This window comes from Prochlorococcus sp. MIT 1323, from assembly GCF_047304905.1.
Classification (GTDB): domain Bacteria; phylum Cyanobacteriota; class Cyanobacteriia; order PCC-6307; family Cyanobiaceae; genus Prochlorococcus; species Prochlorococcus marinus_D.
In genome coordinates this window covers 716838-739824 of sequence record NZ_CP138973.1, presented here as the reverse complement: position 1 = coordinate 739824, position 22987 = coordinate 716838, and the positions used below count along the sequence as shown (strand labels likewise).

Below are 22987 nucleotides of genomic sequence, written 5' to 3'. Positions count from 1 at the left end.
CATGGGCCACATCGACCTCGATCAGCTTTTGGCTGAGATGGTCAGTACTGAAGACCTCTTGATCGTTCAGGATCTTGACGGCGTTTGTATCCCTCTTGTCAAGGATCCTCTGACGAGAGTTTTGGATCCTGCCTACGTATGGGCAGCCAAAAGGCTTGAGGGGTCTTTCTCTGTACTGACCAATGGAGAGCATGGCGGACATCGTGGAGTCAATTGTGTAGTCGAGAGGGCTTTGGGTGATCCTCAGCTGCCGGCTAAGCAGGGCCTCTACTTACCGGGATTAGCCGCAGGCGGAGTGCAACTGCAGAATTGTTATGGCGAGATCAGTCATCCCGGCATTAGTGATGCAGAAATTGCCTTTCTTGCTGCACTGCCTAGCCGAATGCAGACCTTGCTGGAACAGCGTCTCCCTGCATTGCTTCCCCAGATCACCTCTGATGAGATCCAAACCCTCGCAAAGATGTCAGTTCTTGATACAGAGCTATCGCCCACAATTCTCTTGAATGGCTTGTTTAGCCTGACTCCTGACGATGTTGGTATTCAGCAATCCCTGCAAATTATGCTGCAGGAGTTGATGAATGAATTGATTAATAGTGCAATAAGTGCTGGTTTGCCTAATTCGTTTTTTCTGCATATTGCTCCCAACATGGGCTGTGATGGACAACGGGAGAGGCTCAAGCCTGCTGCCCCTGGCGATGTAGGCACCACAGATATCCAGTTCATGCTCAAAGGTGCTGTCAAGGAAGCCGGACTATTGGTTTTGATTAACAAGCATATCGCTCAACACAAAGGCACAGCTCCTCTCGGCAAAGACTTTGATGTGCGTTCAGCACCTAAGACTCATCAGGGATTGTTGGATCTCTGCCGCAAACATATTCCTATTGATCAGATGCCACTTTTGATGGGTGTGGGTGATACGGTTACATCCAATCCATCTCCAGATGGAACTGGATGGTTACGTGGCGGAAGCGACCGCGGTTTTCTTACCTTGCTACAGGATTTAGGTGCAACTTATAACCGAACCAATCGAGTGGTTCTTGTCGATAGTAGTGGTGGTGAAGTATACCGACCCAGCTTGGCGGATGAACGTTTACAAGGGATCAGTGATCCTGAGGATCCCTTGCATTTTGATGTACTGGTTCCTAGCGGCCCCAGCACATACGTGGCTTGGTTTAGGTCACTTGCTGAATGTCGTTCAGCTCGTTGAATGCTGTAATTAGTAATCTTTGGGAGGCTTAAGAGGAGACCATTCCTTCGTGCCTATTGGGCCTCAAGGATGATATTAGATATAAGCACTAGAGTTCCTTAACCTTGAATGATTGTTTTTAACCATGTCTTTTTTAGAAAGAGATTCTTTTCAAGGTTAATCAGTTTTTAGTTTAGATATACATTACTGCCTGTCGGTGCTCCTTGGGAAGCACGGCATTGAGACCTGCACTACTCCTTGAGTATTTTGCATCATCTTTGTAGCATGATTGATCGTCTTGCTATTTATCTCTCTCGATCGATAAAGCAAGAGTTGGAAAGTAAATGTTGTACAGACTTGAGCTCAAATTCTGCAAGCATAGGATTTCTTGTGAATGTTTTGTTGTTATCTCTTTGCTCTTGTGCTAGTGGATGAGTACTTCAATAAAGAACTTCCTTTGAACGTAAGTAAAGTATTGTACTTCTATTAAGTCGTCTCGCCAAAGGTTCTGTTTGCAACGAATCATCAGTTTGTTTCGACATCAGCAGTAATAACTAACTAAGTGGTTTGTTTGCCATTGGCCACGTCAGGATGATTGCACTCAAATGATTTCTGTGTTGCCTTCTCACGACACATCAGCAACTGCGTTTCGATCTGAGGTTTTCCCGGAGCTGCATCGGGACAACCTACGTACTTTGCAGGTCAACCTTGGTTACCGATGCAACCAGAGCTGTGCCCACTGCCATGTGAATGCAGGGCCGACCCGTCTGGAAATGATGGATCCCCAAACCATGGCCTTGATACCAAAGGTGTTGGATCAATACCAGCTGGAATGTCTTGACCTCACCGGTGGCGCTCCCGAGCTTCACCCAGGATTTAAGGATTTGGTCATTCAGGCCAGCTGTTTGGGTGTGGAGGTTATCGACCGTTGCAACCTAACCATCCTCACTGAACCGGGCCAGGAAAACTTGGCGGCTTTTCTCGCCAAACATCGTGTCACTGTGGTGGCTTCTCTGCCTTGTTACGAGGCGGAGAATGTAGACCAACAACGTGGCAAAGGAGTGTTTGAACGCAGCCTTATTGGATTACGTCAGTTGAATCAACTTGGTTATGGGCAAAACGATGAGCAACTAATTCTCAACTTGATTTTTAACCCCCAGGGTCCTCAGCTGCCTCCTCCTCAAGCTCAACTAGAAGAGGCCTATCGTAAAGAGCTGAAACAACGTTATGGCATTGAATTCACCAGATTATTCACGATAGCGAACATGCCGATTCAACGTTTCGCTACACAGTTGACCATGTCCGGCCAGCGAGAGAGTTATCAGCAGCTTTTAGAAGGTGCTCATAATCCCGATAATCTAAAAACGGTCATGTGCCGAAGCTTGATCAGTGTGAATTGGCAGGGCCAGCTTTTTGACTGTGATTTTAACCAGCAACTGAGTCTTCACCTTAAGGGGCCTGTTCAACACCTCAGGGACTTGCTGGATGTCGAAATTCAATGGCCTGGTCAACCAATCACTGTTGGACCTCATTGTTTTGGTTGCACTGCAGGCAATGGATCCAGTTGTGGCGGCGCCCTTCAATCTGAGGGAGAGATCGGTTAATCATTCAAGGCCCTGTGATCAAAGCTGATCATTAGCGCTCGATAGATTTGCTGCTTGAATCGCTTATAAGGGAACCTTGTAACGTCTTGATCGCGACAAGTGAAGGGGCAAATAGGAACACTTTCTCGTCAATGCGCACATATTGTCCATCAAGCGCAGTCACAGCTCCAATCACAAAATCAATGGTGCGCCGGGCATGTTCCGGGTCCATCCGACAGATGTTGAGCAAAACGGTGCGTTGCTCGCGGACAGCCAAAACCGCTTCAAAGGCCTCTTCAAAAACCAATGGTTTGAACACGACGATCTCGTGCCACCAGTCAGCAAACGGTGCGTCCATAGCCTCGACGCTTGTGGAGTTTTGGTGCAGTCGATGGGCCTGATCTAGCTCTCGCTCGCCAAAAGCGAGCGAGAGGATTTTGTGGTGCATCCTTCAATCTGGATGCATCATGGATGGTGGAAATAATGGAGCTCATGGGCCGATCAGCCTCAACTACATTAAGTGGATCGCTACTGTTGATTGCTGCAACGACTGGATTGACAGTTTTAATGAGCGAAGTAGGGATCAACGCTGCTGAAACATCAGCGACTGAACCGAAGCAGGCGATGTTTAGAACTCAAGCTGAGGCAGAAGCTGCAGCTCCACAATTTGGTTGCAAGGGAGCCCATCAGATGGGTCAGATGTGGATGGTCTGTGACAAGCACGGCATTCAAATGGAGTCTCAACACAATCCATGAACACTGCTGATAAAACTGGCGATGACAAAGCATCAGCACACTGCGGGAGCAAACCGAAAAAGCTGGCTATTGGGATAGCTCCTTTAGGCACAATTTCGATCGGTATTGTGCCAATGGGAGTGGTTTGCATTGGTGTTGTTCCCATGGGTGTTGTTTCCATTGGCGTTGTGGCCATGGGGGTGATCAATGCTTCTGTCGTTGGGATGGGCTTGCTTTCTGTTGGTGTAAGCACCATGGGAGTGTGGACGGCAGGTCCATTAAGCATGGGCTTGGTGTCTTTGGGTGGGTCGGAGATTGAAAATTCCCATCAGCATCACCTTCCCGTGAGCGGCAAGTCTTCGTCGCAGACGGACCCTCGCTTGATGGCCTACCCCACTCAATTGGAGGCCGAAGCGAAGGCACGTGAGTTGGGATGCAAAGGCGTTCACCAGATGGGAACCCATTGGATGCCGTGTGATCAGCATTCTCAGCATTGATGTTTGTCATCAGCCATCAATGGACATTGGTTGTAGAGGGTCTCTGACAAGACGGACATAGAGCCCTTACATTCAAGGTTGACTCGATCAGTTGGAACCCGATTCGCTCAGCAGCAGAGCGTCCAGCTTCCAGTACTGGCTTGCTCTCAAACTCCTCAGTACGACCACAACGCACGCATACCAAATGGTGATGATCAGGATGGTCGTGACTTGCTAATTCAAAGCGATGTCCGCCATCGCTTATTTCCAACTCGTGTAGAAAGCCCATGTCGACAAGCAAGCGCAGCGTGCGGTAGATCGTTGCTAGAGACACCTTCGAGTTTGCTTCTAGAAGTTGCCGATGCACTTCTTCAGCACTGAGGTGAATGCCAGAACCAATACTTTCAAAGAGATCAAGAACGCGGCGTCTTTGAGGCGTTAAACGTCGACCACCCTGATGCAAGCCAACCTCAAGTTGTCCATGGATACGGGCCAGGGACGAAGAAGTAGGCAAGGCCACCTCTGCAGTGCATTTCTCAACAGTAACCGCTAATGAGAGTGATTGGCGCAATTGATGGTTTGAGATTCCTGCAAGCAAGGCAGCCTCTGAAGGCCGATCGCGTTGTTTCTTTAAAGTTGTTTGAGCCAAGCCAATAGTTGATCCTTCTGCCTTTGTGGCAAGGCCTGATAGCGCTACTAGGCAGTTGGAGCCTCGCCTGCATGCACGATGATCGCTTCTTCGAGGCTAGGCCCCATCCCGCGAAGTAAAAGGTCGGTGTAAGGCCAGATTGTTTGGTCCTTGATGACTTTTGCCAATGCCTGTTGATTGTTCCCTGTCCGCTGGCTGGGCACGTGACAGCTAGCACCTTGAAGTTGATCAAAGAGTGCTGATCCCATGTGGCCTAAAAGGTTGTGAGATGCTTTGTCTGTGGCATGTGCTGCGAGAGTCTGTGTGTAGTAGCTCAGCCCATCGAGATTTTCCCAACTGATGTCGGCAGGGCTGCCATCAGTAGCCATGGTGCTACGCGGCTCAGTTGCCGTTGTAAGTCCCATGTCGTCGAGGTAGGCGTTAGCGCTCTGTTGGTTCACACTGGTTGCAATCGCCTTCCAGCCAAATTGCACAATTCGCCATTCCCTATGGTTGCCGATCGTCAAAACGGGTCTATCAGGGATTCCGTTTATGGAAAAATTAGGTCAGTAGCAAGACTGCTCGTATATTTAAATTTTATTGAGTACAAATTGTTAAAATGTAATTGATTTTTCTGTCTATTTAGATTAATTGTTTGATCATAAGTTTAGATGAAACTGTTAATGCTCTTTAGCTAACGATACTTGAGACTGATTATAATCCTGCAAACTTACTCATTGGGTATAGCTTTTCTGAATTAGGTTGGCCTAGCCTTAACTAAGTGAATTGAAGCCACCATTAGAGTTGTAAATCTTGATCTGATGGCTAGGAGAATTTTTAATTCTCTTGCAAGTACGGGTTGTCATCGCCTGAACTCCGGCGAAAAGGCTTACTGAAAATGTTTTGATCTCAAGGTTTACTTTGTTGATCTCATATTTGAAGTAATGACTGTTGCTTGTTTGAAGTTTAGCAACAACAATAACTGGTGAGGTTGATTCAACGATAAGTCTCTCGATGACATTTCTATCTTCTTCAGATGGTGCAAATGGATAACTTATCTCTACTAATAATTTCTCGGGGTCGACAATGTATATTTCCTTATATGCTTTGCCTTCATAGATGTAAGAGCACATCAGCTTGAGTGGAGTTGCCCTTACAGGCGCTATATGCATCAGGGCAACGAAACCAAAGGTGCCAATCACTAAAATGGACGTTTCAATCCATCTCGTGGAATTCAGGTTTGTACACCTCTTCAAAAAGGATGCAAGGCAATTTTGATTAGGTCTAATCATCAGCTCTCTAAGTACGTTTTGATGTTGATGACTGGCAGGCTGATATTCCTTAAGACTAGCACCAGAGAAAAAAACAACTTATTAACATAAAATGTATCGGATAAGAATATCATTTTGACCGCACATCTGCTCTCTCATGTCACGGACAGATTTGCTTACTCATCTATTAGTAATTTAAATATTTTGGCCAGATATTAGCGTACTTGATCTGTACTTTTCAAAACATATCGTATGGTAATCTCATTTTAATCTTTTCTGATTCCAGTATTTATAATACTATTTTACCTTTCCCCTTGGGATTGTCTGAAACTGATCCATCGCTTGCTTGATGTTTCTAAGGTTTGCCTGCAAATGCCACCCCCCCCACCAACAAGTTGTTCTATTTAATATCATAGAAATACATATAATTCTATGATGTTAAATCACTCACCCCATCTCAATAGATTGATTGACTACTCTGCTTGGTACATCCGGCACACCTATGTGGGCCTTCGACTACTCAGTAGTTCATGGATATACGCAATACTATTCAAGGAACGCATAAACGATCCCTTGGTCAGTGGAGGCCAGGGGATTTTTATTCTTTTGACGAATTAATCAGTTAAATGTATTCATTAGTTATTTGATAAGATTTCTTCTGACCAATCCCTGAAGATTTAGAAGGGGTAAATCGTTTAAATTTTTTAGGATTGTGGCGTCATCTCACTGAGAGGGTCATTATGGTGTCTTCTTAGTCATTGCTTCATATGGCATACCGTCGCAAAATAACCAACGTCCTTCATGACTTCACTGAATTTATCAATCGCGGCAATGTCGTTGATCTAGCGGTCGCTGTTGTCGTAGGTGGTGCCTTCTCCAAGGTGGTGGATGCACTTGTCAAGTTGGTCACTATCGCTGCGATGGACCCTGTACTTCATAAACTTAAGGTAGAGACACTAAGTGACTTGCCCGGCGGATCCTTGTTGGTTGCAATAATCAATTTCTTGGTCATTGCCTTCGTGGTATTTATTGTGGTGAGGGCCATCGAGCGCTTCAAACGCAAACAAGAGGCTAAAGCTGTAGCAGGTCCAAATACCCAACAGCAATTAGCCGAAGCGGTTGAACGTTTAGCAAGTGCACTGGAGAGCCGTGAGCTTTGAGCTCATCAAACTCTTATACAAATAGTTTAGGTTTCTTAATGCACTGAACCGCTTCTGCTTGATTGGCTGCCATTTCTGGTGTATCACCTGAACATCCCTATCAACACAGATTATTCCGAAAACTTATTTTTGGATTTATCGACTTCGTTTACTGATTCTCTTTTGCATAGCCCAATGTTGATGCAATCTAAAGACACAGCCCTTTTGATTATTGATGTACAAGAGAGATTGATACAGGCTGTGGATGATCAGAAACAGATCGTTTGGAATATCAGGCGTCTGATTGATGCTGCGAATGTTCTGAGTATAGAGATGGCAGCAACGGAACAATATCCTCAACGTCTTGGTCATACAATAGAACTAATTGCGAAAAGGATAGTACATAAGCCTTACCCAAAAATGTCATTTAGTTGTGTTAGATGTGCAGAAATCCTTCAACAATTTAGGAAGTCTGGTATTAGTAAGATTCTTCTCTGTGGAATTGAAGCTCATGTTTGCGTCCTTCAAACAGCAATAGATCTTATCTCAAATGATTATCAGGTTTTTGTAGCTGTCGACGCAATTGGTAGTCGTAGGAGAATTGACTATGAGTTTGCATTAAGACGTATGGAGTCTGTTGGTGTGACTTTAACAACTACAGAATCAGTGATGTTTGAGTGGTGTCATCGAGCTGATAGAGTCGAATTTAAAACTATTAGTAACTTAGTAAAGGAGTGCCTATCAGAATGATAACCTCTAGCATTACTTTGCATTTCCAAAGTTCAATGATCACTAGAATTTGCTATTAACGCCTTTCTTGAGTTCAGACTATTTAACTGTGTGGCTATCGAGTTATAGCTTTACCTTTAACTAAAGATGAGAGTTCTATTCTGTTTGATTGTACTGATTAATCTTACGAGCATTTTGGGGATGAATCCAATACACCCTCATGCTCATTGATTTATGTCTGCCAGCAAGTTTTGTCCAGATTTTTTTTCCGAGAATTATATTTAGAAGATTAACCCGTTAGAATTTATTAATTTGTTTGGCACATTGAATCCTGTCTCTCAAGGCAGTACATCCACCTATGGCAATGCTGGTGTATTGCGTGAAGATAGACAAGTGTTTACATCCTATTATGGCTTTTCAAGCTGTTCTTGTTCATTCCACTGCCCAAGGTGGCACTATCCATAAATTTACTGCCAAGCAAGGAGAGGGAGAGCGTTTTCTAGGTTGTTATCTGGGAACTTGTAAATTCAGCAACAATATAGCTGAAGCAACAGCAGATTTGGCAAGCTTAGAGCCCTCAGTAAAAAAGTCAGAGTCTTGATTCGATATATCTTATGTTGCTTTTATCTAACTGATTACCGATAGGGAATTACACTTGGTACACCTATTCAAAATGTTTTATTTTTTCGTTAAAAATGATTGACATTGACCAATTTATAGCAATTCCATATCGAAGCAATGTTAATTGAGATGTACGCTTACATAAGCGATAGCTTGATTCTCCTTGACTAATTAATTGCCAATTCCTCACTTTTTAGACTAAGTTACTTATTGCTTAAGAGTCTCTCTGTACTGATGTACTCGTGATGGAACTATTCTTGTGTCTACATCGAGTTGTCGAATCCCAAACTGTTTTATTGATTCAAACAGCATCCGATTAATTGATGCTACTTTTTCCTCAGTCAGTATGCCTTCTGGGACATTGAGTACCAGATCTAGAACAGCACGATCTTCTTTTAAATTCACATACATATAGCGGATCTGCATCTTCTGTTTAATTCCTGCGATTTTTATATTTGTTGTTCCTGGCTCTTGTTGATTTGCACCGATAGTAGAGAGTTCCATCTCAATCTTCTTGGTAAGGAAGAACTTTCTTAAGGATGAATTTAGAGGGACACAAATTAAAATAATCAAAGCTAACCATGCTAATAATGCAAGCCATGAGCGTTTGATCGATCCATAGGACTGACTTAGAAAGGTCAGTGAAGCGGCAAAGGTGATGCCTATAAGGTTGGCCAGAAAAAGTATGAACGACCCGGTAGCAACCTCATGGTTTAGCCCCCTTATTACGCCTCTAGCAAATCTGGCACTGATCTCTGGATCAAGCGTCAACCCAATGCCGCTAACACAAAGTGGAGGCACAAGCGCAACGGCGATTGCGACCCCAGCTATAGAACTCGCAATACGCTTGCGGGTCAGAGAAAATGCACCAGCAATTCCGGCCGCAATAGCCACTAGCAGGTCGATCAGGTTTGGTGATGTACGAGCCAGTATTTCTGAGCCTAAGACTCTTACCGGCATGCACGCTGTTATCAATGCTGCTGTGATAACAACGACTCCCGTACCTATGATCAAGGTCGCTAACGATCGTCGGATCAACAGGCTGCTTGCAATTGATATCCCATACGCCATGCTCAAGATTGGATTCATTAATGGAGCTACGATCATGGCTCCAATGACAACGGCAGTGTTGTTGGCAATGAGTCCAAAGGTAGCGATTATTGTTGATGTGATAAGTAAAACAAAGAAGCCAAAGGAAGGCAATGAGTTTGCAATGCGTTCCTCATTAAGCACTTCAATTGGAACAGGTTGTTCCAAAAAAATAGACCATTGCCCTGTTAGTAAATCGAAGGCGCGATGCATGGGATTCTTGCCCATTTTGTAATTATCCTGAACCTCGATGGTCAGACTATGTTATCACTGTTCAAATTTCATCTTCCAGAAACTTTTCACAATATTTGAAGCGTTTACTTGTTTTATTGTTTTATTAGCCTATCCATCCCTATTTTTCTTTTTTGGTTTAAGAGGTTGTTATTTTGACTGACTCTTTTTTGCTGGCAAATGATAACTTTACTCCCTATCATTGCTGTGGTTTTGAAGCCAGTTTATATAATATTTGAATTGATCGACTAAATTCACTTTTACCTATCTCTCTGCATTGGAACCAATCTACCCTTTAAGCCTGTTCATACAGGTATCAACATCTCCAGTTACAGAATCACTTTGACAATGTTCCCGAATCTCTTTGCTTAAATCTGTAAGTAGCTATTGACAAGTCTTTGCAGTAAGTGAGGTCGTTTTATACGTTTATCTCGTGTTTATTAGGCCACCATATCTTTTCGATTGGGTCTTGGTAGCTTGTCTTGACTGCTCGATACGTTTGCTCATGATTTATGTCTCGTGGCTTGTTGATCTAGTTGCCCAATTGGGTCATCAACCCGCTGAAAACCTTTCGAGGGCCATCCAGATGTCTGTTGCGCCAGTTTTCTTGCTCGCAGGTATTGGAGGCTTGCTGGTAGTTCTCAATAGCCGATTGGTTCGCATAATTGATCGTTCTCGTGAGCTTCAAGCTTTGACCCATAGCCGGGATACACCTGTCTCATCAGAGCGTGAGTGCAAAACAGAGTTACAAGCATTGAAGAGGCGCATGGCGTTGGTGATGAAAGCGATTGAACTTCTCACCGTCACGATTCTATTGGTGGCACTGGTTGTAGCTGTTGTCTTTATCAGTGTGGTCACTCAACTTGATCTTGCCTTACTTGTGGTCCCTTTGTTTGTTATGGCGATGGTATGCCTAATGTCAGCGGCCCTTCTTTTTCAACGCGAGGTGCAGTTGGCCACTGCTCAGGTTAGACGATGGTTTTAACCCTTTTCCTAATTAAGGTTTCACCGAAAGCTTTGTTTTGTTTGCAGTTGATTTGTTGCTGAGATTGATTCTGGTTGGGCGCAGGTCAAGCCTTGGGCCAACGCTTGGTTGCAATGAACTGGGCAGTCGTTGTTCTGGTAAGACTTGCAGGCCATCGAGTTCAATAGTGGTCTCTACAAGTTCGCCCTGTTGACTGAAAAGGTCGAGCAAGGTGATTGTCTGTTGTGGGGGGGTTCTGTCGTTGAGTCTTTGACGGGGTCCACTACCCATACAACCGAGACTAAGCAGATTGGCGGAACCCACATGGCTCGGATACCAGGCGTGATGGTGGCCACTAATGTATAGATGTACATTTTTGCGCTGAAGCAGTTTCTGCAGACGTTCTGGTTCGTGTAGCACTTCGCCTGCACGATCGCGTCCCTTTGAAATCGCATAAGGCGGCAGATGGCCCATCATCATTCGCAACTTTGCCTGGCGAGCTTCTGATCCATCTAGCTGGCTCTCGGCCCAGGCCCAGTCACCTGCTGAGATGTTGGCCGAAGAGGCATCAACAACTAGCAAGAAGATTTCTCCATGACGAATGCTGTATCGGAAAGGGAATTGATGGGCATCAACAAATGTGAGTCCAAGTGATCCTTGGCGAGCACGCCAGAACTTTTGAGCATGCAGACGATCGAGCTCAAACACATATCGCGAATGTGTGCGGCTGTTTGATGCATCATGGTTGCCCATGGTTGGAGCGAAAGGCTCTTCTACAGTTCTTAGGGGCTGCAGTATCTGCTCATCAAAGGCAGACCACATTGCATCGAGCTGGTTTGAAGTGAGCCCGAGCTTCTGTCCCGCAACCATATCGCCTGCGCAAAGGACAAGATCGGGTTGCAGTTTGATTAAAAGCTCTAGGCCACGATGAACTTGAGACACATAGCTGGTTGATCCGTAACTTGAGTTGAGGTCGCTGATCAGTGCGATTCGCTGATCTCCCCTTGGCAGCTCAGACAAGAGAGACTTTGACGGAGCACTGACCAGGTTTGCGGCAAGGGCCCTATGAAGAAACAAGCTGGCCATTCCTGCTCCGCTAAGGCTTAGGAAGTCTCGGCGGTTAAGGGACATAGCGTTGAGGATCAGGCCGTTGTTTGGTCATTCTGGCTTGATAGCGCAAACTTGTATTTGCCGTTCAACCTTCGCTTCTCTCTCTAGTTAACTCTTTTGCTCCACATTGCCCCGCTATCGAGCACGATCGGCGAGTTAGTGTAGAGGTGTAAGCGATTTCTCTACAGATAAATATAATATTTCAACGATTTCTTTGCTCGACTTAGAGGTGAATTTGTTGTTATTGAAGCTCTTATCGGTGCCTAATTTCCACTCTTGCTCCAATCATATGAATGTATTGCTCGTATTTGCATAGTCACTTGATTCGTTATTTATCGTACTGTTGGAGCCTGTTTTTTGGAGGCTTTCTAGTCAATCGAGTCTTTCTTAAAAACTGTTTAGTGAAGGATAAAGACTATTGCCAGGTCTGTGGAGTGGCTGGCAATTTAGAACTTTTTTGTTGGACTTGTGCAGATTGTAATTCTCTGCAGATCCATTTTAGGGTGATCAACTTTTAATCTTTTGTCTTTCTTTTCTAAATTTCGATGATATCTTTGTTGCTAGCTAGGGTTTGGAGTATGGGTCGTTGTTGCTAAACCAAGTCTTGTAAGTCGTAGCTCCAGTTCCTGTATGCTGATCTTTTCACGGATTGATTGGATACGTGGTGTGGCCAAAGGCTGTACTGCACCAGTCGTACCAGCAAAAGATTGGCGCATAGAAAGGATTTTTGGGAAGCTATGGCTCCTAAGCCTATACTTATTTGCGCAAATGCATCTTAAGTAAATATTAATATCGTGGTCTTGCCTGGGACAATGCTGTCTCTCCTTAAGCCTTCTGCCAGTGGCAGTCAATGGTCTGGCCCTGAAGTCTGAACAGCTTCTTGTTGTTTTCTTTGCATAGGGTTGTTGATCACATGGCGATTCAACGCTTTTAATCGCGTAAGGGATAAGGGCTTTTGTGTGCGCTAGCGATATGGAGAGCAAGAGCACCAAAAATCAGATCAAATTGGCCTATCCATAGCGATTATTGCGACCTAAGCCCCAATCTTGACTAGGAATGATTTGCTTGAAGCTGCTTCCAGCGCTTTTGGCGTCTCTGCTTTGATTGTTGAGTAAATATACCCAGCTTGAGGGCTGTTCTGGACTTGGGTCGCTCTAGCCGTCTCTTTCGTTGAGCGACTCGTCGTCGATTTCAACGGGTTTTAGGAGAGTGAAGTCGTCTATTGCAGTCGGCAATCTTCATTCGAGAACCTCTATGCGTTAAATCCTTTGCATTGAAACCGTTTTGCTGGGGGGCACCAGCACGGTGCTCTGCTGTTGGCTTTATCCGCTAAAGAACTGCTGCAGAGTGTTCCTTCCTGTTCTTAAAGCTGACAGTGGAGGTTGAGACAGTCGTCCAGTTGCTTCTCTCGATGGTCCATCAAGGTGTCAAGCCATCTTGCTGCTTCGACGGGAGCAACCGTGCGATCTCGCAGGAAGTTGCAGATCAGGCGATAAAGCGGGCCTGCATCGGTCTCGACTCTTATTTGCTCATCTAGCGCTAGAAGCTGCTCAGGTGTACTGCAAGAACGAAGTTGATCCACGATGGCTTCGCGCATTCTGTTGATCATCATTGCCGGCAAAGTTACGCCTGTTCTCATCCTGCCATCTCATGCCGCTTTCTTTGCACCGATAACGGCTGCCCAAGGGGCTCTGAATTGTTTCTTGTTATGGCAGCTTGCTGATATGGTTTGATTTTTGGCTAATAGGCCTTCCATTTCAAGACTACAGAGAAAGGATGAATAGCCTCTACATTTATCCGCCGACTTCTGTTCCCTGCTTTAGCATCGACATTGAAAGATTATCTGAGTATTGCGGTGGATGCAACGCCAAAGGACAATTCAGAAGCCAACGATCGGATCTCTCCACGCGAGAAAAAGCTTGGCATAGCCGTTTCTGTCTCAGTATTTGCTTTGAATGCTTTAGTGGTACTGATCTTGATACTGGATCGCACGGTGCCCTCGTTTCACCAGCTTTTGATGGGTATTTTGGATTGGATTAACTCACTCTGATTCAGAATTTTGTTGGATATTCGGATGATTCCCTTCAGGCTTGACTGAATCCTTATGCAGTCGACGTGCCTTTTCATCGTCTTGGCCTCATGTCCAAATGCTAAGGATCTATTTGGCGGCTTGCTCAGGCTTTGCTACCAACAGGGAAACTCGTCCTATTAGTGATGGATGAAATTCTCCAATTTCCATGTTTGGTGTCTTCGGCCTAATTTGCTTGGTTGGACTTGACGACCTGACAAAGGAACTTGCAACTTCTAACTTCACTAAATTCGCCTAATGGCTTTACCTTCAGAACTCGCTTGGTTAATTCCAGTGCTGCCTTTGGCAGGTGCATGCTTTGTAGGATTTTTGTTGATCAGTTTCAATCTCACCATGAACCGGTTGAGTAAGCCGGTTTCATTCCTGTTAGTTAGCTGTGTTGGTGCAGCAGCTGTACTCAGTTACGCCCTTCTGGCGGAACAAAGGGCTGGAACTGCTGCCATTAAGGTGATCTTCGACTTGCCAGGCTTAACTTATCTCAATTTACAGATTGGTTTTGTTGTAGATGGCATTGGTGCCGAGATGCTTGCGCTGATTAGCACTGCAGGAATGTTGTTGATGTTGTCCGCACATATTTATATGGTGGGCAAAAAAAACTATGTGAGTTTTTTTACTTATCTAGGCTTTTTTACTAGTGCCTTATTAGGTCTAGCCCTAAGTCCAAACCTATTAGAGATGTTTGTCTTTTGGATGCTGGTTGGGATCTCTTCATACCTTCTAGTTGGTTTTTGGTACGACACCAATGGCTCTTCCAAAACAACCCAAAAGATTTTCCTGGTAGACCGTGTTGGTGACGTTGGATTTCTACTTGGTAGTCTTGGTTTGTTCTGGGTGACCAGAAGTTTTGGATTTGATGAAACTGGCCCCCTTCTCGAGGAAGCGATTATCAGCGGTAAGCTTTCAAATCCAACGACTCTTCTCCTTTGCTTCCTTATGATTATGGGACCAATTGCAAAACTAATAGTGTTTCCATTGTATATCTGGCGGCCTGATGTGTTGAAAACACCCGTTCCTGCCTCGGCCCTCATTCATGCAACAACCTTAGTTGCTGCAGGTGTTTTTGTCGTTGCCAGGCTTGAACCAGTTTTGGCGGCTGGGGCTAGGGCCTTGCCTGGAACGTTTTTGGCCAATTTATTTGTTTGAGTCATTATATTTATTTTGCAGGGAGAGAGTATTGATAGTGATTAAGGTTATCCGTAAGAAAGATGATCAAGTCTTTAAGATAGAGCTTAGAGAGAATTAGACGTTGCAATCTCGATGCTTTTATCGAATGCAATTGCATGCTAATAACCTTAAGGTTATTATGGCTTAGAATAGTGCATCTATTTGCGAATCTTGGTTTTAATACTACGCACATTTCTACTTTGCATATTAGCTAGTGTTTAGCTGAGTTTACTTATTTGATTTGATCGATAGGGGCCGTGGAGATGCTTCGCCAGCACTATTCATACCTGAGACTGTAACGCTAATTGTGTGAGTATTGTCAAAACCAGTGCTTTATCAAGTGAGCCTGCCGTGCTTTTGCAAGCAAACCCAGTATATATACTGAGCAACTATTTCATGAACCAATAAACCATTATTGCAATTTTATTACTGTTTGAAATCATTCTTGCCTAGAGATATATTCTTTTACCGCTTTGTCCAGATGTAGGTGATCAACCAGGCCAGCCCCGCTGCTGTGAAAATAGGCGTTAAAATGCTGGTAAGTGCTCCTAGGAACCCAGGAAGCACTGTAAACATCAGATTTATAATGTAAGGAAGAATCATGATGACAGCTGTTGCAATTCCAGCTGTTAGGGCAGTTTTTGCCGGGAGTTTCATGTCGTTGATTTTTGGCAATAGTAATGGGATCTGAGGTATAAGCTTAATGGCGTTTACTGGTTTTTGCTTTATATGCATAGCACCAATATATTGACATTAGTCGAAGTTATCACTATTTGCACCGAATAAAAAAAGGATATTGCCTAAGGCCTAAGGCAATAATGACTCTTCTCTGCTGAGGTTTTATACAAGTCTATTGGTGAAGATTATTCCGATTGGGGCTTGTGTAGAGGGGTTTGGCCTGTGATGGTGAGCAAGTCAATGTCAAGGTGCTTGCACACCTGTTTCATCGTAAGAACAATGAAGACAACACTCAAATCCTCCCACATGACAGACCCTCGCTTTCTCAAAGCTTCACATATTAAGAGTTCATCTGTTTGTATACGTTGTGGTGGTGTTGGCTATTTGAAGTCTTCGCCTGTTACATATCACACTTGTTTGACTTGCCTTGGCCGAGGCGTAAAAACCATACATACTTAGCCTTCGGTTCGATCTATATTATTAGAATGAATAATAGGAATCAATAATTAATGCCTTAAATAATTAAATCCTTGACATTATCTCAAGACATTTTTGATTGATTGGAACTCTCAATCTACTTCTTTCTCTTCATTAGACATAAGCGCAAAAACATTATTGTTGAAAATATCCATAACCAAGTTTGGGCAATATCAATGGCTGCGGAGTGGTTCTTTTTTAGTGTGTAATCAAACAATCAATGCGGGCCTAAATACATAGCATGAATAAGTATTAATATTGATTCATGCTCTTAGTCTAATCCTTGCCTACCGGTCGAATAGCTGGTGTTGACGAACCCATCCAAATTCACTATGACGTGCTTGACGGCGAGCGCGCAGACACTCTTCACACATACATGGAGGACCTTCTAGCCAGCGGGTATGAATTGTCCACGGGAAAAGCTCAGCAAGCTCCATATCTAGCAATTGTTGAGTCATCTGGAGGGACAAGGTAATTGGCTTTAACTTTGTAGTTGTTGGGTTAGTAATAGATTCTCAAGAATGTCAATAGATTCATGGGCGACAGTGAATGTTTGAGCTGGAAAGGAATGGTACTTATTCAGTACAATTTGGTCATGACAAATGGTTGTGTCTATTCTATCAACACATGCCTTTACAGAGCTAAACAGGATCTTGTAACAGAAGGTAGGATATCTAATCGCTTATCCCTTCACACAGCCAGCTCACTATCTAGGCTTAATGTCTGATTAGATATCCAACCAATAGAAATGTTATACGAAACTATTTAGGATTCAAGTTAACTCAGAATCCTCCTAATCTGATACCTGCACCGACAATCACAAAGGCAATCGATACTGTTGTAATGCTACGAATATGCCAAGATAATTCAATAAGATTGTCGTCGCTGAGATTAGGAATGAGTCTTATTTGTGCATGCAGAGCCAATGCAAAAGCGATCGCCAACAAGATCAACTTTGTTGTTAATAGGGATGTAATTGGTGTCTGAAATGTAAAAAGTCCTCGGCCTCCTGGTAGATAGATCCATGTTAACCAGAGACCACTAATGACTTGAATTGCTAGTGATGTCACCCTTAAAGGCTCGAACATCTTTTCAAATGAGCGCACCTGAGACACACTTTTTTCTTTGAGAGCATCTGGCAGGACCCTTAGATTTAAAAGCAACTGTCCTCCAGTCCAAACCGTAGCTGCAAGGATGTGGAGTATGACCAAGACTGAGAACAACATTGATGCCCGAGTGTCTAACCAACAAAAATGGCTTGAATACCAATCATTCTTGCAGGGATTAAAGCAAATGTCTACTTTAGATCCAATATTTTTTCGTTTTTTTTATTCTTCTATATCTGGATACTCTTTGATTATAATAGGCTTCCAGTTCTTCGAGTCAATGATTTTATAATTAATAGATTATTCTTGGCGATAGCCATTGCATTTAGATGAAGCATCCTCAAGCGATTTATTCTAGCCTTCTTAAAGTCACTATTTTTTTGCATTAGTTTTATTTATTTTAGTCCACCAATAGACTACCGCAAAGGCCTTGTTTATTAGCATTTTCCATTTCTTGGTGATTTTGTTGAATTATCTTTTTGATATTGCTGACTTAACATTATCACTAATGGCCAGTGAATTACTCTGCTTCCTTCCTGTTCTTGCTGAATCTATTGCCAAATCACTTAGCTTCCTATCGTTCTTCTTGATTCAAAACTAAGCCTTGATGGTTTCTTTTGTAGAATCAGATGAATTGGAAACTTTCTTCGTTATTAGAGATAGAAGTGCGACAACGATAGTCTTTAAATAGCGATGGATATATCCTCTGTAAAATTTACCCAATGAGTAGCCAGCGGAATAGGTGTTACGGATTAGCCCTGCAACGAAGTTTAGTATCCAAAGGATCGCTAAAACAGTAATAATCCCGCCGCCTACCTCGTAGATACGCCCAACAGAGTTAAGAAAAGGCTCTAAATTGTCGAGAATGTGAATAGTTGTCATTGGATTGAGCTAGAAATTCTGGGTGCTTGGATGTATGCTTGTTAAGCTTGGATTGTTTTGAGCCGATGGGGTTAGCCTCTGTCACTAGTGTAGACGATATTGTTGTAGCTCTTTAGTTTTTCCTGGATATTGCTGAAATAATCTTTTAGTGCATATAAATGGTCCTGAAAAATAATATTAATCTTTTAAAAATCTCGAGATGTGCAGAATATTTTCGCTGTTAGCTCAATTGCATGGTATTCTAATGGATTGCAGATAATTTGCGAACAAATCCCTTGTAAGCAATCAAATTTATCTATAAGTTATGCTTTGCTTTACAAGAAGAATAGGCCTTAACTGTTTTCTCCAAAAAACAGTCAAATGGGTTTATTTATCTTACAATTGAGTTGTTTTGGCTTTTCTACAGTTTAATGATTTACCATTATTGTTGTTAATTCACTTTCTCTCAGTTGTATGGTATAAACTCTTCTTGTGATTTAATACAAGCAATACATGCTACTGCTAAGACAGTATCTGTTGTCTATAAGAACTGAGCTGCTCATTAATGAGATACTTTCGTGCAAAACTGAACATTTAGGTCTATGATACTGCTTGTAAGGTTGTAGTTAAGATATTTTCCTATTCTATAAGCTCTTTACAAGGAGCTAATCTAACCTTTCTTTTTGATTTGTAGATAACGTTCTCTATTTTCTGCTTTTACATCTCATTCTGGTTACTCGACTTTCATTTCCCTAATTGTTTTCGGAAAGATGAGCCCATGCTCTAATGTTTTACTGTGTATATATTGTTACGAGTTGCCCTTTGCTGCTTTTCGCGCCATTCGTGGCCTCTCGTAGATAATCACTTTGGTTTGATTTCTACTTTTGGAGGATCAAATGCCTAATATCAATGAGAAAGACAACGGAATGAAGATTCTTGCGGTTGCTTGGATGTAGCGTCCCTGTACCTAGATTCGTTGATCTGATGCAGATGCTCGCTTATTTCATTGCAACAGCTGCAGCAATTTCATTGATAGTTTCTTTGCTATATCTAGCAACATTCAAGGCTAGTGATAGCACTTATCCCCCCAGACGCGATAGTTTTGAAAATGTACCTTGAAAAGACATTCCCCAGAGTCATACTTGAGACCGATGCCAGGATTAACCTACCCATTCACCGACCGATACCCTGAAGCAACTTGATTTTATGGTCTCAGCAGAGCAATGGTTTGCTTGTGCTTCATTCTCAAATTAATTTCCTAGTCGAGAACTCTTTGTCGCCGGTATCAAATTGCTTCGTTACGTAGTCTCAGGTAATCAATTTAACTTCAGGTTGTTAACTAGAGATATTTGCCTTAATACTGGCAACTCTGCTAGAGCTCAAGAGCAAACAGCTTCTAAGATTCCAGCTTTGCGTGCGCCTTTTCAGCTTTGCGTATGAGCTTTTGAGCTTCTTCTCGTGTCGCGCATAGCTCGGCTTTTTCAGCCAACCTTACGAGTTTTTTATGTTGCTTGGTCTTACCCATCATTAAATTCAAATTCCTATTATTATATCGTATTGTCCAGCGAATACTTGCTGTCTTGGCTTTATACCTGATTAGTGCTGCTAAACGGTGCTGTTAGCTGGCCTTATTTCTGCTCGATTTGCATGTTTATTTCTATCTTGACTGATACATTGCTTGTGTGATTAATAATATTATTTCCTTTCTTTTTTTCATAAGTCTTTACTAGCATAATCCCTATGCTTCTAGTTCATGTGCACATCCATCATTCGTTTCTTCCTATTCATGTTGTCAATCCGTTCTTGTTTCCCAGTTTACCCATGGTTATCCTTCTAGCATTTGCTTTAAATGTGTTTTCAGTCATGAATTTGCCTGCAAAACTTCGAAATGGTTAGAAGTTGACAAGCTTACGTTTTTGGGAGGATCATACTCGCATTAGAAATGAATGATTTTTCTCCCGATATTCTTTCATCGTATAATCTGCATCTACTGATGACTATTACTTGATTTCCGTTGGTTGCACCTTCTCACCTCCTGAAGACTCTAGTTCCAGAGGGTTGTTGCTTCTGCTGATTTAATCCCCTTTCAAAATTAACTTGAGGTCAAGACGAATTAATTTAGTTGGCCTTGTAAATGGATTAATGTGATTAACTTTACTGGATCATAGAGGATATTGCCTTTATACTTCAGTGACAAAGACTAGGATCAATCTATTTATCGTATTAGCATACTCTATCTATTTGATTTCCTTTAATGGAATCCTTGTTGATAATCTGTTGTTAGTATTAAATTTGCCATTTGGCTAATGAAATGATGCAGCATATTGAACTATTAGAGCTCTTGTGTTCTTGGTAACAAGAAAATCTTTTGCTAATTTGAGTCCATATGAAGCGCTTTCCTGAAACTTCTAATAACGCCCTCTACAGTATCAATGACATTGATAATCACTGGTTGAATTATTTGAGCAAGTTTATTTAGATCGTTTGCCAGTAATCCAATCTCATAATTGTTTATTTTTAATCGATTCCTAAAGTCGTTCCATAGATCCTTCCTTGAGATTACTTTTATGCCCGGAAGGCTTGTATTCACAAGTCTCACCTGCTCTGAATGCGAGCTTCTGGGTATCAGCTGGACTTTGCGTATGCTGTTTTTATTGGCTGGACCGGACTTGGTTACAGTCATGATTCATTCCATGGATAAATGCAACCCCCCTCATGGAGAGGGCAATTGTTACAGTATCTACGCATTATAGCCTACACTGTCAAACCCTTTTCCATAGCACATTGAGTTGTTGATTTTGTGTGCCCAAACCAACAATATCCTTCGACATCTAATTGCTTTTCCCTCTAGGCGGCAAGGTTTATCCATTGGTGACTGACGATTCTGTTGAATTAGTAATCTTTTATTGGTCCTCAGTCATTATTGAGGCGTTTGCGCTAATGCGAAATTAAACTATTGGATATAATTTTTATGCTTATAATTTTTTGCCTATATTTAATATAGGCGAATCTAAAATTTCAGTTTTTTGTTCTCCTAGGCATGTTCTAACGATCTTCTTATTGTAGCTCAGCCAATTTTTCTTGATAGCGACCATCTCCGCGATCTAGCTTAATCAAGTCTTCAGACGGGTGTGTCTAGTGTTCAGATGCTCACAGTCCACACAAGTTCTTGTTCAGGTCTGTATCACTAGTAATGATTACCAGTTCAACCTCAGGCAATGAGGATCCCAATTTCAGAAGGATCTGAGCAACTTCCAGCAATGAGGCTTCTAGCAGTAGAAGGAGCGAAGGCTCGGGTTGACACTACTGATGACCCTGAAGAACTTCGTCTGCTTATTCGGGAGTTGCTTAGTGGCTTCGATTTTGCGCCACCTTTAGGCAACACCAATATTGAAGAAATCGAAACGAGCAACAGTGAGGAGATCTTCGCAGAGATTTATTGCTCTGGATGCGGTGAAGTCGAGACCTGCGAGTGCCCGGATCCCAGAGAACCGGATTTGCCCAGAACCCCCAGGCCTCTGTTATGAGTTCTAAGCAGGTCGTTGTTATCATTGCCCAACTTCTGAGCGCAATCGTTGCCGGTGCTGCTCCTTTGGTTTGGGCAATCGCTGCTCATCCAGGGCTCTAACTTCATCACCCCCCGCACAACTTTGTTCAGCTGAGATCAACTCTATAACGTTGTTTAAGCGATCTTTGGCCAGCGACGAGATCCTCCTGCGATGTTGCCAATCCAATTCACTGCCTTAGAAATCTCCTTTCGACTGGCGAAGCATGCTCTCACCCCATTGATCTAGCGACCAATCACAGGCCTAATCGATGCAAGGCAGCTTTCTGCTGACTTGTTTGTTTGCGTTGATCTCAGCGCTGTCGACAAGAGTCATATGCCCTCAGACTTTGATCAGGTAGTTCTCCCTCCCTACCTTCAGCACTAAGCTCATCCGATGTGATCACGCCCATGGTTCAGTTCATAATGGTTATGTTGTAGATGTGATCCACAATGGTGCTGATCTATTGCTGAGGAACTATCAAGCGGTCTAACTCTGCTGGGAATTTCTTTAGTGCATAAACAACTGTAACCATGCTTTGTTTGATCTCATCAGCCTTCGATTTGAACTTGTTTTATTTAAAACATAGTATTTGATTCTATTTATGCAAAATTGTGGAGTCTGTGAACACCATCGCAGCGCTAGTGATCAATTTAACTATGAAATTGTTCGCACAACTCATTGGGTTTTTCGCCATCATCCAGCACCAGCTCCATTGCTTGGTTGGCTACTGCTCGATTCACGTCGTCACTTGGCAGGACCTATTGATTTCCAACCCGATGAAGCAGCATCTTGGGGGAAGGCAATGCAAATTGGTAGTGGGCTTGTACAACGGCTTACCAAGTGCGACAGGGTTTATGCCATTGCTTTTGGAGAAGGAGCTCATCATTTGCATTTGCATCTGATCCCACGCTTCCAGCTTGATCTTCACACCACTGCTTGGGCCGTTGCCGATCATTACCGTGCAGTCAGTAATGGGCAGCGAGTAGCAGTTGATTCAACCCAGATTGCTAAATTTGTCAAACAAGCTCGACTTCTTGCAAAATCATTAGAGCTCTAGGCTTGATCTTAAAATTGACAATTAGGCTTCTCTGTGGATAGTGGCTTTTTCAACTGAAATAACTTTTTACCCATTATTAATGTTCAGTATCTCTATTGTACACGCTCAATTCCACGCTAAAAATAAATAAAACTCCTACGATTAGAGGCGAATACAAGCATTGATCAGGTAGCAGTGGATTGGCAATGAATCCGTACAAAGCATCATTCCACAAACCGGTTCTAATCATTTGTGCCTACACAAGA

General features: G+C 43.0%; 21 protein-coding genes. 12 read left to right on the top strand and 9 right to left on the bottom strand.

The window, feature by feature from the left end:
* The first annotated feature begins 1 nt into the window (after window position 1).
* Window positions 2-1207, top strand: coding sequence for a glucosylglycerol 3-phosphatase (gene stpA / locus SIB68_RS03465; RefSeq protein ID WP_063400596.1), 1206 nt, complete (start codon window positions 2-4; stop codon window positions 1205-1207).
* A 584-nt stretch (window positions 1208-1791) separates the two neighbouring features.
* A complete protein-coding gene (arsS, locus tag SIB68_RS03460; RefSeq protein ID WP_063400595.1) occupies window positions 1792-2790 on the top strand; it encodes an arsenosugar biosynthesis radical SAM (seleno)protein ArsS in 999 nt (332 codons plus the stop codon).
* 31 nt (window positions 2791-2821) lie between these two features.
* On the opposite strand, the gene SIB68_RS03455 is transcribed toward arsS, so the two are convergent.
* Complete coding sequence (locus tag SIB68_RS03455) at window positions 2822-3217, bottom strand: cell division protein SepF (protein WP_081215527.1); 396 nt, start codon at window positions 3215-3217, stop codon at window positions 2822-2824.
* Between the two features lie 35 nt (window positions 3218-3252).
* Here SIB68_RS03455 and SIB68_RS03450 point away from each other — a divergent pair, with 35 nt between their 5' ends.
* Both SIB68_RS03450 and SIB68_RS03445 read left to right on the top strand, forming a co-directional pair.
* Window positions 3253-3525, top strand: a complete 273-nt coding sequence (locus SIB68_RS03450) for a DUF3721 domain-containing protein (RefSeq protein ID WP_041385005.1) — start codon at window positions 3253-3255, stop codon at window positions 3523-3525.
* Window positions 3522-4001, top strand: coding sequence for a hypothetical protein (locus SIB68_RS03445; RefSeq protein ID WP_063400594.1), 480 nt, complete (start codon window positions 3522-3524; stop codon window positions 3999-4001). The genes SIB68_RS03450 and SIB68_RS03445 overlap by 4 nt, the downstream gene beginning before the upstream one ends.
* A 16-nt stretch (window positions 4002-4017) precedes the next feature.
* Here SIB68_RS03445 and SIB68_RS03440 read toward each other — a convergent pair whose 3' ends face one another.
* The 3 genes from SIB68_RS03440 to SIB68_RS03430 all read right to left on the bottom strand — a co-directional run bounded on the left by SIB68_RS03440 (window position 4018) and on the right by SIB68_RS03430 (window position 5810).
* A complete protein-coding gene (locus SIB68_RS03440) occupies window positions 4018-4500 on the bottom strand; it encodes a Fur family transcriptional regulator (protein WP_370520960.1) in 483 nt (160 codons plus the stop codon).
* A 176-nt stretch (window positions 4501-4676) separates the two neighbouring features.
* Window positions 4677-5135 (bottom strand): di-heme oxidoredictase family protein, encoded by a 459-nt coding sequence (locus tag SIB68_RS03435; RefSeq protein WP_063400593.1) that lies wholly within the window; start codon window positions 5133-5135, stop codon window positions 4677-4679.
* 246 nt (window positions 5136-5381) lie between these two features.
* Entirely contained in the window at window positions 5382-5810 is a 429-nt protein-coding gene (locus SIB68_RS03430; protein WP_236069004.1) for a hypothetical protein, read from the bottom strand.
* 836 nt (window positions 5811-6646) lie between these two features.
* Here SIB68_RS03430 and mscL point away from each other — a divergent pair.
* From mscL to SIB68_RS03415, 3 genes are all read left to right on the top strand, one after another.
* The gene (gene mscL, locus SIB68_RS03425) at window positions 6647-7039 is read left to right on the top strand and encodes a large conductance mechanosensitive channel protein MscL (protein ID WP_063400591.1); all 393 of its coding nucleotides are present in this window, start codon (window positions 6647-6649) and stop codon (window positions 7037-7039) included.
* Between the two features lie 78 nt (window positions 7040-7117).
* Complete coding sequence (locus SIB68_RS03420; RefSeq protein ID WP_236069001.1) at window positions 7118-7768, top strand: hydrolase; 651 nt, start codon at window positions 7118-7120, stop codon at window positions 7766-7768.
* Window positions 7769-8105: 337 nt separating this feature from the next.
* Window positions 8106-8348, top strand: a complete 243-nt coding sequence (locus SIB68_RS03415; protein WP_236069000.1) for a hypothetical protein — start codon at window positions 8106-8108, stop codon at window positions 8346-8348.
* A 227-nt stretch (window positions 8349-8575) separates the two neighbouring features.
* Here SIB68_RS03415 and SIB68_RS03410 read toward each other — a convergent pair whose 3' ends face one another.
* Window positions 8576-9670 carry a TIGR00341 family protein gene (locus SIB68_RS03410; protein WP_413681919.1) on the bottom strand — a complete coding sequence of 365 codons (1095 nt, stop codon included), beginning with the start codon at window positions 9668-9670 and terminating at the stop codon, window positions 8576-8578.
* Between the two features lie 604 nt (window positions 9671-10274).
* Between SIB68_RS03410 and SIB68_RS03405 the strand changes: the two genes are divergently transcribed.
* A complete protein-coding gene (locus tag SIB68_RS03405) occupies window positions 10275-10673 on the top strand; it encodes a DUF2721 domain-containing protein (RefSeq protein ID WP_063400721.1) in 399 nt (132 codons plus the stop codon).
* 12 nt (window positions 10674-10685) lie between these two features.
* Here SIB68_RS03405 and SIB68_RS03400 read toward each other — a convergent pair whose 3' ends face one another.
* From SIB68_RS03400 to SIB68_RS03390, 3 genes are all read right to left on the bottom strand, one after another.
* Complete coding sequence (locus SIB68_RS03400; RefSeq protein WP_063400587.1) at window positions 10686-11783, bottom strand: metallophosphoesterase family protein; 1098 nt, start codon at window positions 11781-11783, stop codon at window positions 10686-10688.
* 539 nt (window positions 11784-12322) lie between these two features.
* Window positions 12323-12478 carry a hypothetical protein gene (locus tag SIB68_RS03395; RefSeq protein WP_155724952.1) on the bottom strand — a complete coding sequence of 52 codons (156 nt, stop codon included), beginning with the start codon at window positions 12476-12478 and terminating at the stop codon, window positions 12323-12325.
* Window positions 12479-13125: 647 nt separating this feature from the next.
* Window positions 13126-13359, bottom strand: a complete 234-nt coding sequence (locus SIB68_RS03390) for a hypothetical protein (protein ID WP_236068998.1) — start codon at window positions 13357-13359, stop codon at window positions 13126-13128.
* A gap of 234 nt (window positions 13360-13593) precedes the next feature.
* Between SIB68_RS03390 and SIB68_RS03385 the strand changes: the two genes are divergently transcribed.
* Both SIB68_RS03385 and SIB68_RS03380 read left to right on the top strand, forming a co-directional pair.
* Entirely contained in the window at window positions 13594-13812 is a 219-nt protein-coding gene (locus SIB68_RS03385; RefSeq protein ID WP_155724951.1) for a hypothetical protein, read from the top strand.
* Window positions 13813-14298: 486 nt separating this feature from the next.
* Window positions 14299-14994 carry a proton-conducting transporter membrane subunit gene (locus SIB68_RS03380; protein WP_236068996.1) on the top strand — a complete coding sequence of 232 codons (696 nt, stop codon included), beginning with the start codon at window positions 14299-14301 and terminating at the stop codon, window positions 14992-14994.
* A 1958-nt stretch (window positions 14995-16952) separates the two neighbouring features.
* On the opposite strand, the gene SIB68_RS03375 is transcribed toward SIB68_RS03380, so the two are convergent.
* Window positions 16953-17285, bottom strand: a complete 333-nt coding sequence (locus SIB68_RS03375; RefSeq protein WP_236068995.1) for a CopD family protein — start codon at window positions 17283-17285, stop codon at window positions 16953-16955.
* Between the two features lie 4070 nt (window positions 17286-21355).
* Here SIB68_RS03375 and SIB68_RS03370 point away from each other — a divergent pair.
* Together SIB68_RS03370 and SIB68_RS03365 are read left to right on the top strand one after the other, a co-directional pair.
* Complete coding sequence (locus tag SIB68_RS03370; RefSeq protein ID WP_236068992.1) at window positions 21356-21664, top strand: histidine kinase; 309 nt, start codon at window positions 21356-21358, stop codon at window positions 21662-21664.
* Between the two features lie 622 nt (window positions 21665-22286).
* Window positions 22287-22742, top strand: a complete 456-nt coding sequence (locus SIB68_RS03365; RefSeq protein ID WP_063400579.1) for a hypothetical protein — start codon at window positions 22287-22289, stop codon at window positions 22740-22742.
* The last annotated feature ends 245 nt before the right edge of the window (window positions 22743-22987 follow it).

Coding starts and splice junctions, on each gene's coding strand:
- SIB68_RS03450 (WP_041385005.1), top strand. CDS start 3,253: ATGGAGCTCATGGGCCGATCAGCCTCAACTACATTAAGTGGATCGCTA.
- SIB68_RS03390 (WP_236068998.1), bottom strand. CDS start 13,359: ATGCGCGAAGCCATCGTGGATCAACTTCGTTCTTGCAGTACACCTGAG.
- SIB68_RS03410 (WP_413681919.1), bottom strand. CDS start 9,670: ATGCATCGCGCCTTCGATTTACTAACAGGGCAATGGTCTATTTTTTTG.
- SIB68_RS03365 (WP_063400579.1), top strand. CDS start 22,287: ATGCAAAATTGTGGAGTCTGTGAACACCATCGCAGCGCTAGTGATCAA.
- SIB68_RS03400 (WP_063400587.1), bottom strand. CDS start 11,783: ATGTCCCTTAACCGCCGAGACTTCCTAAGCCTTAGCGGAGCAGGAATG.
- SIB68_RS03395 (WP_155724952.1), bottom strand. CDS start 12,478: ATGCGCCAATCTTTTGCTGGTACGACTGGTGCAGTACAGCCTTTGGCC.
- stpA (WP_063400596.1), top strand. CDS start 2: ATGGGCCACATCGACCTCGATCAGCTTTTGGCTGAGATGGTCAGTACT.
- arsS (WP_063400595.1), top strand. CDS start 1,792: ATGATTTCTGTGTTGCCTTCTCACGACACATCAGCAACTGCGTTTCGA.
- mscL (WP_063400591.1), top strand. CDS start 6,647: ATGGCATACCGTCGCAAAATAACCAACGTCCTTCATGACTTCACTGAA.
- SIB68_RS03405 (WP_063400721.1), top strand. CDS start 10,275: ATGTCTGTTGCGCCAGTTTTCTTGCTCGCAGGTATTGGAGGCTTGCTG.
- SIB68_RS03415 (WP_236069000.1), top strand. CDS start 8,106: ATGGCAATGCTGGTGTATTGCGTGAAGATAGACAAGTGTTTACATCCT.
- SIB68_RS03445 (WP_063400594.1), top strand. CDS start 3,522: ATGAACACTGCTGATAAAACTGGCGATGACAAAGCATCAGCACACTGC.
- SIB68_RS03370 (WP_236068992.1), top strand. CDS start 21,356: ATGAGGATCCCAATTTCAGAAGGATCTGAGCAACTTCCAGCAATGAGG.
- SIB68_RS03455 (WP_081215527.1), bottom strand. CDS start 3,217: ATGCACCACAAAATCCTCTCGCTCGCTTTTGGCGAGCGAGAGCTAGAT.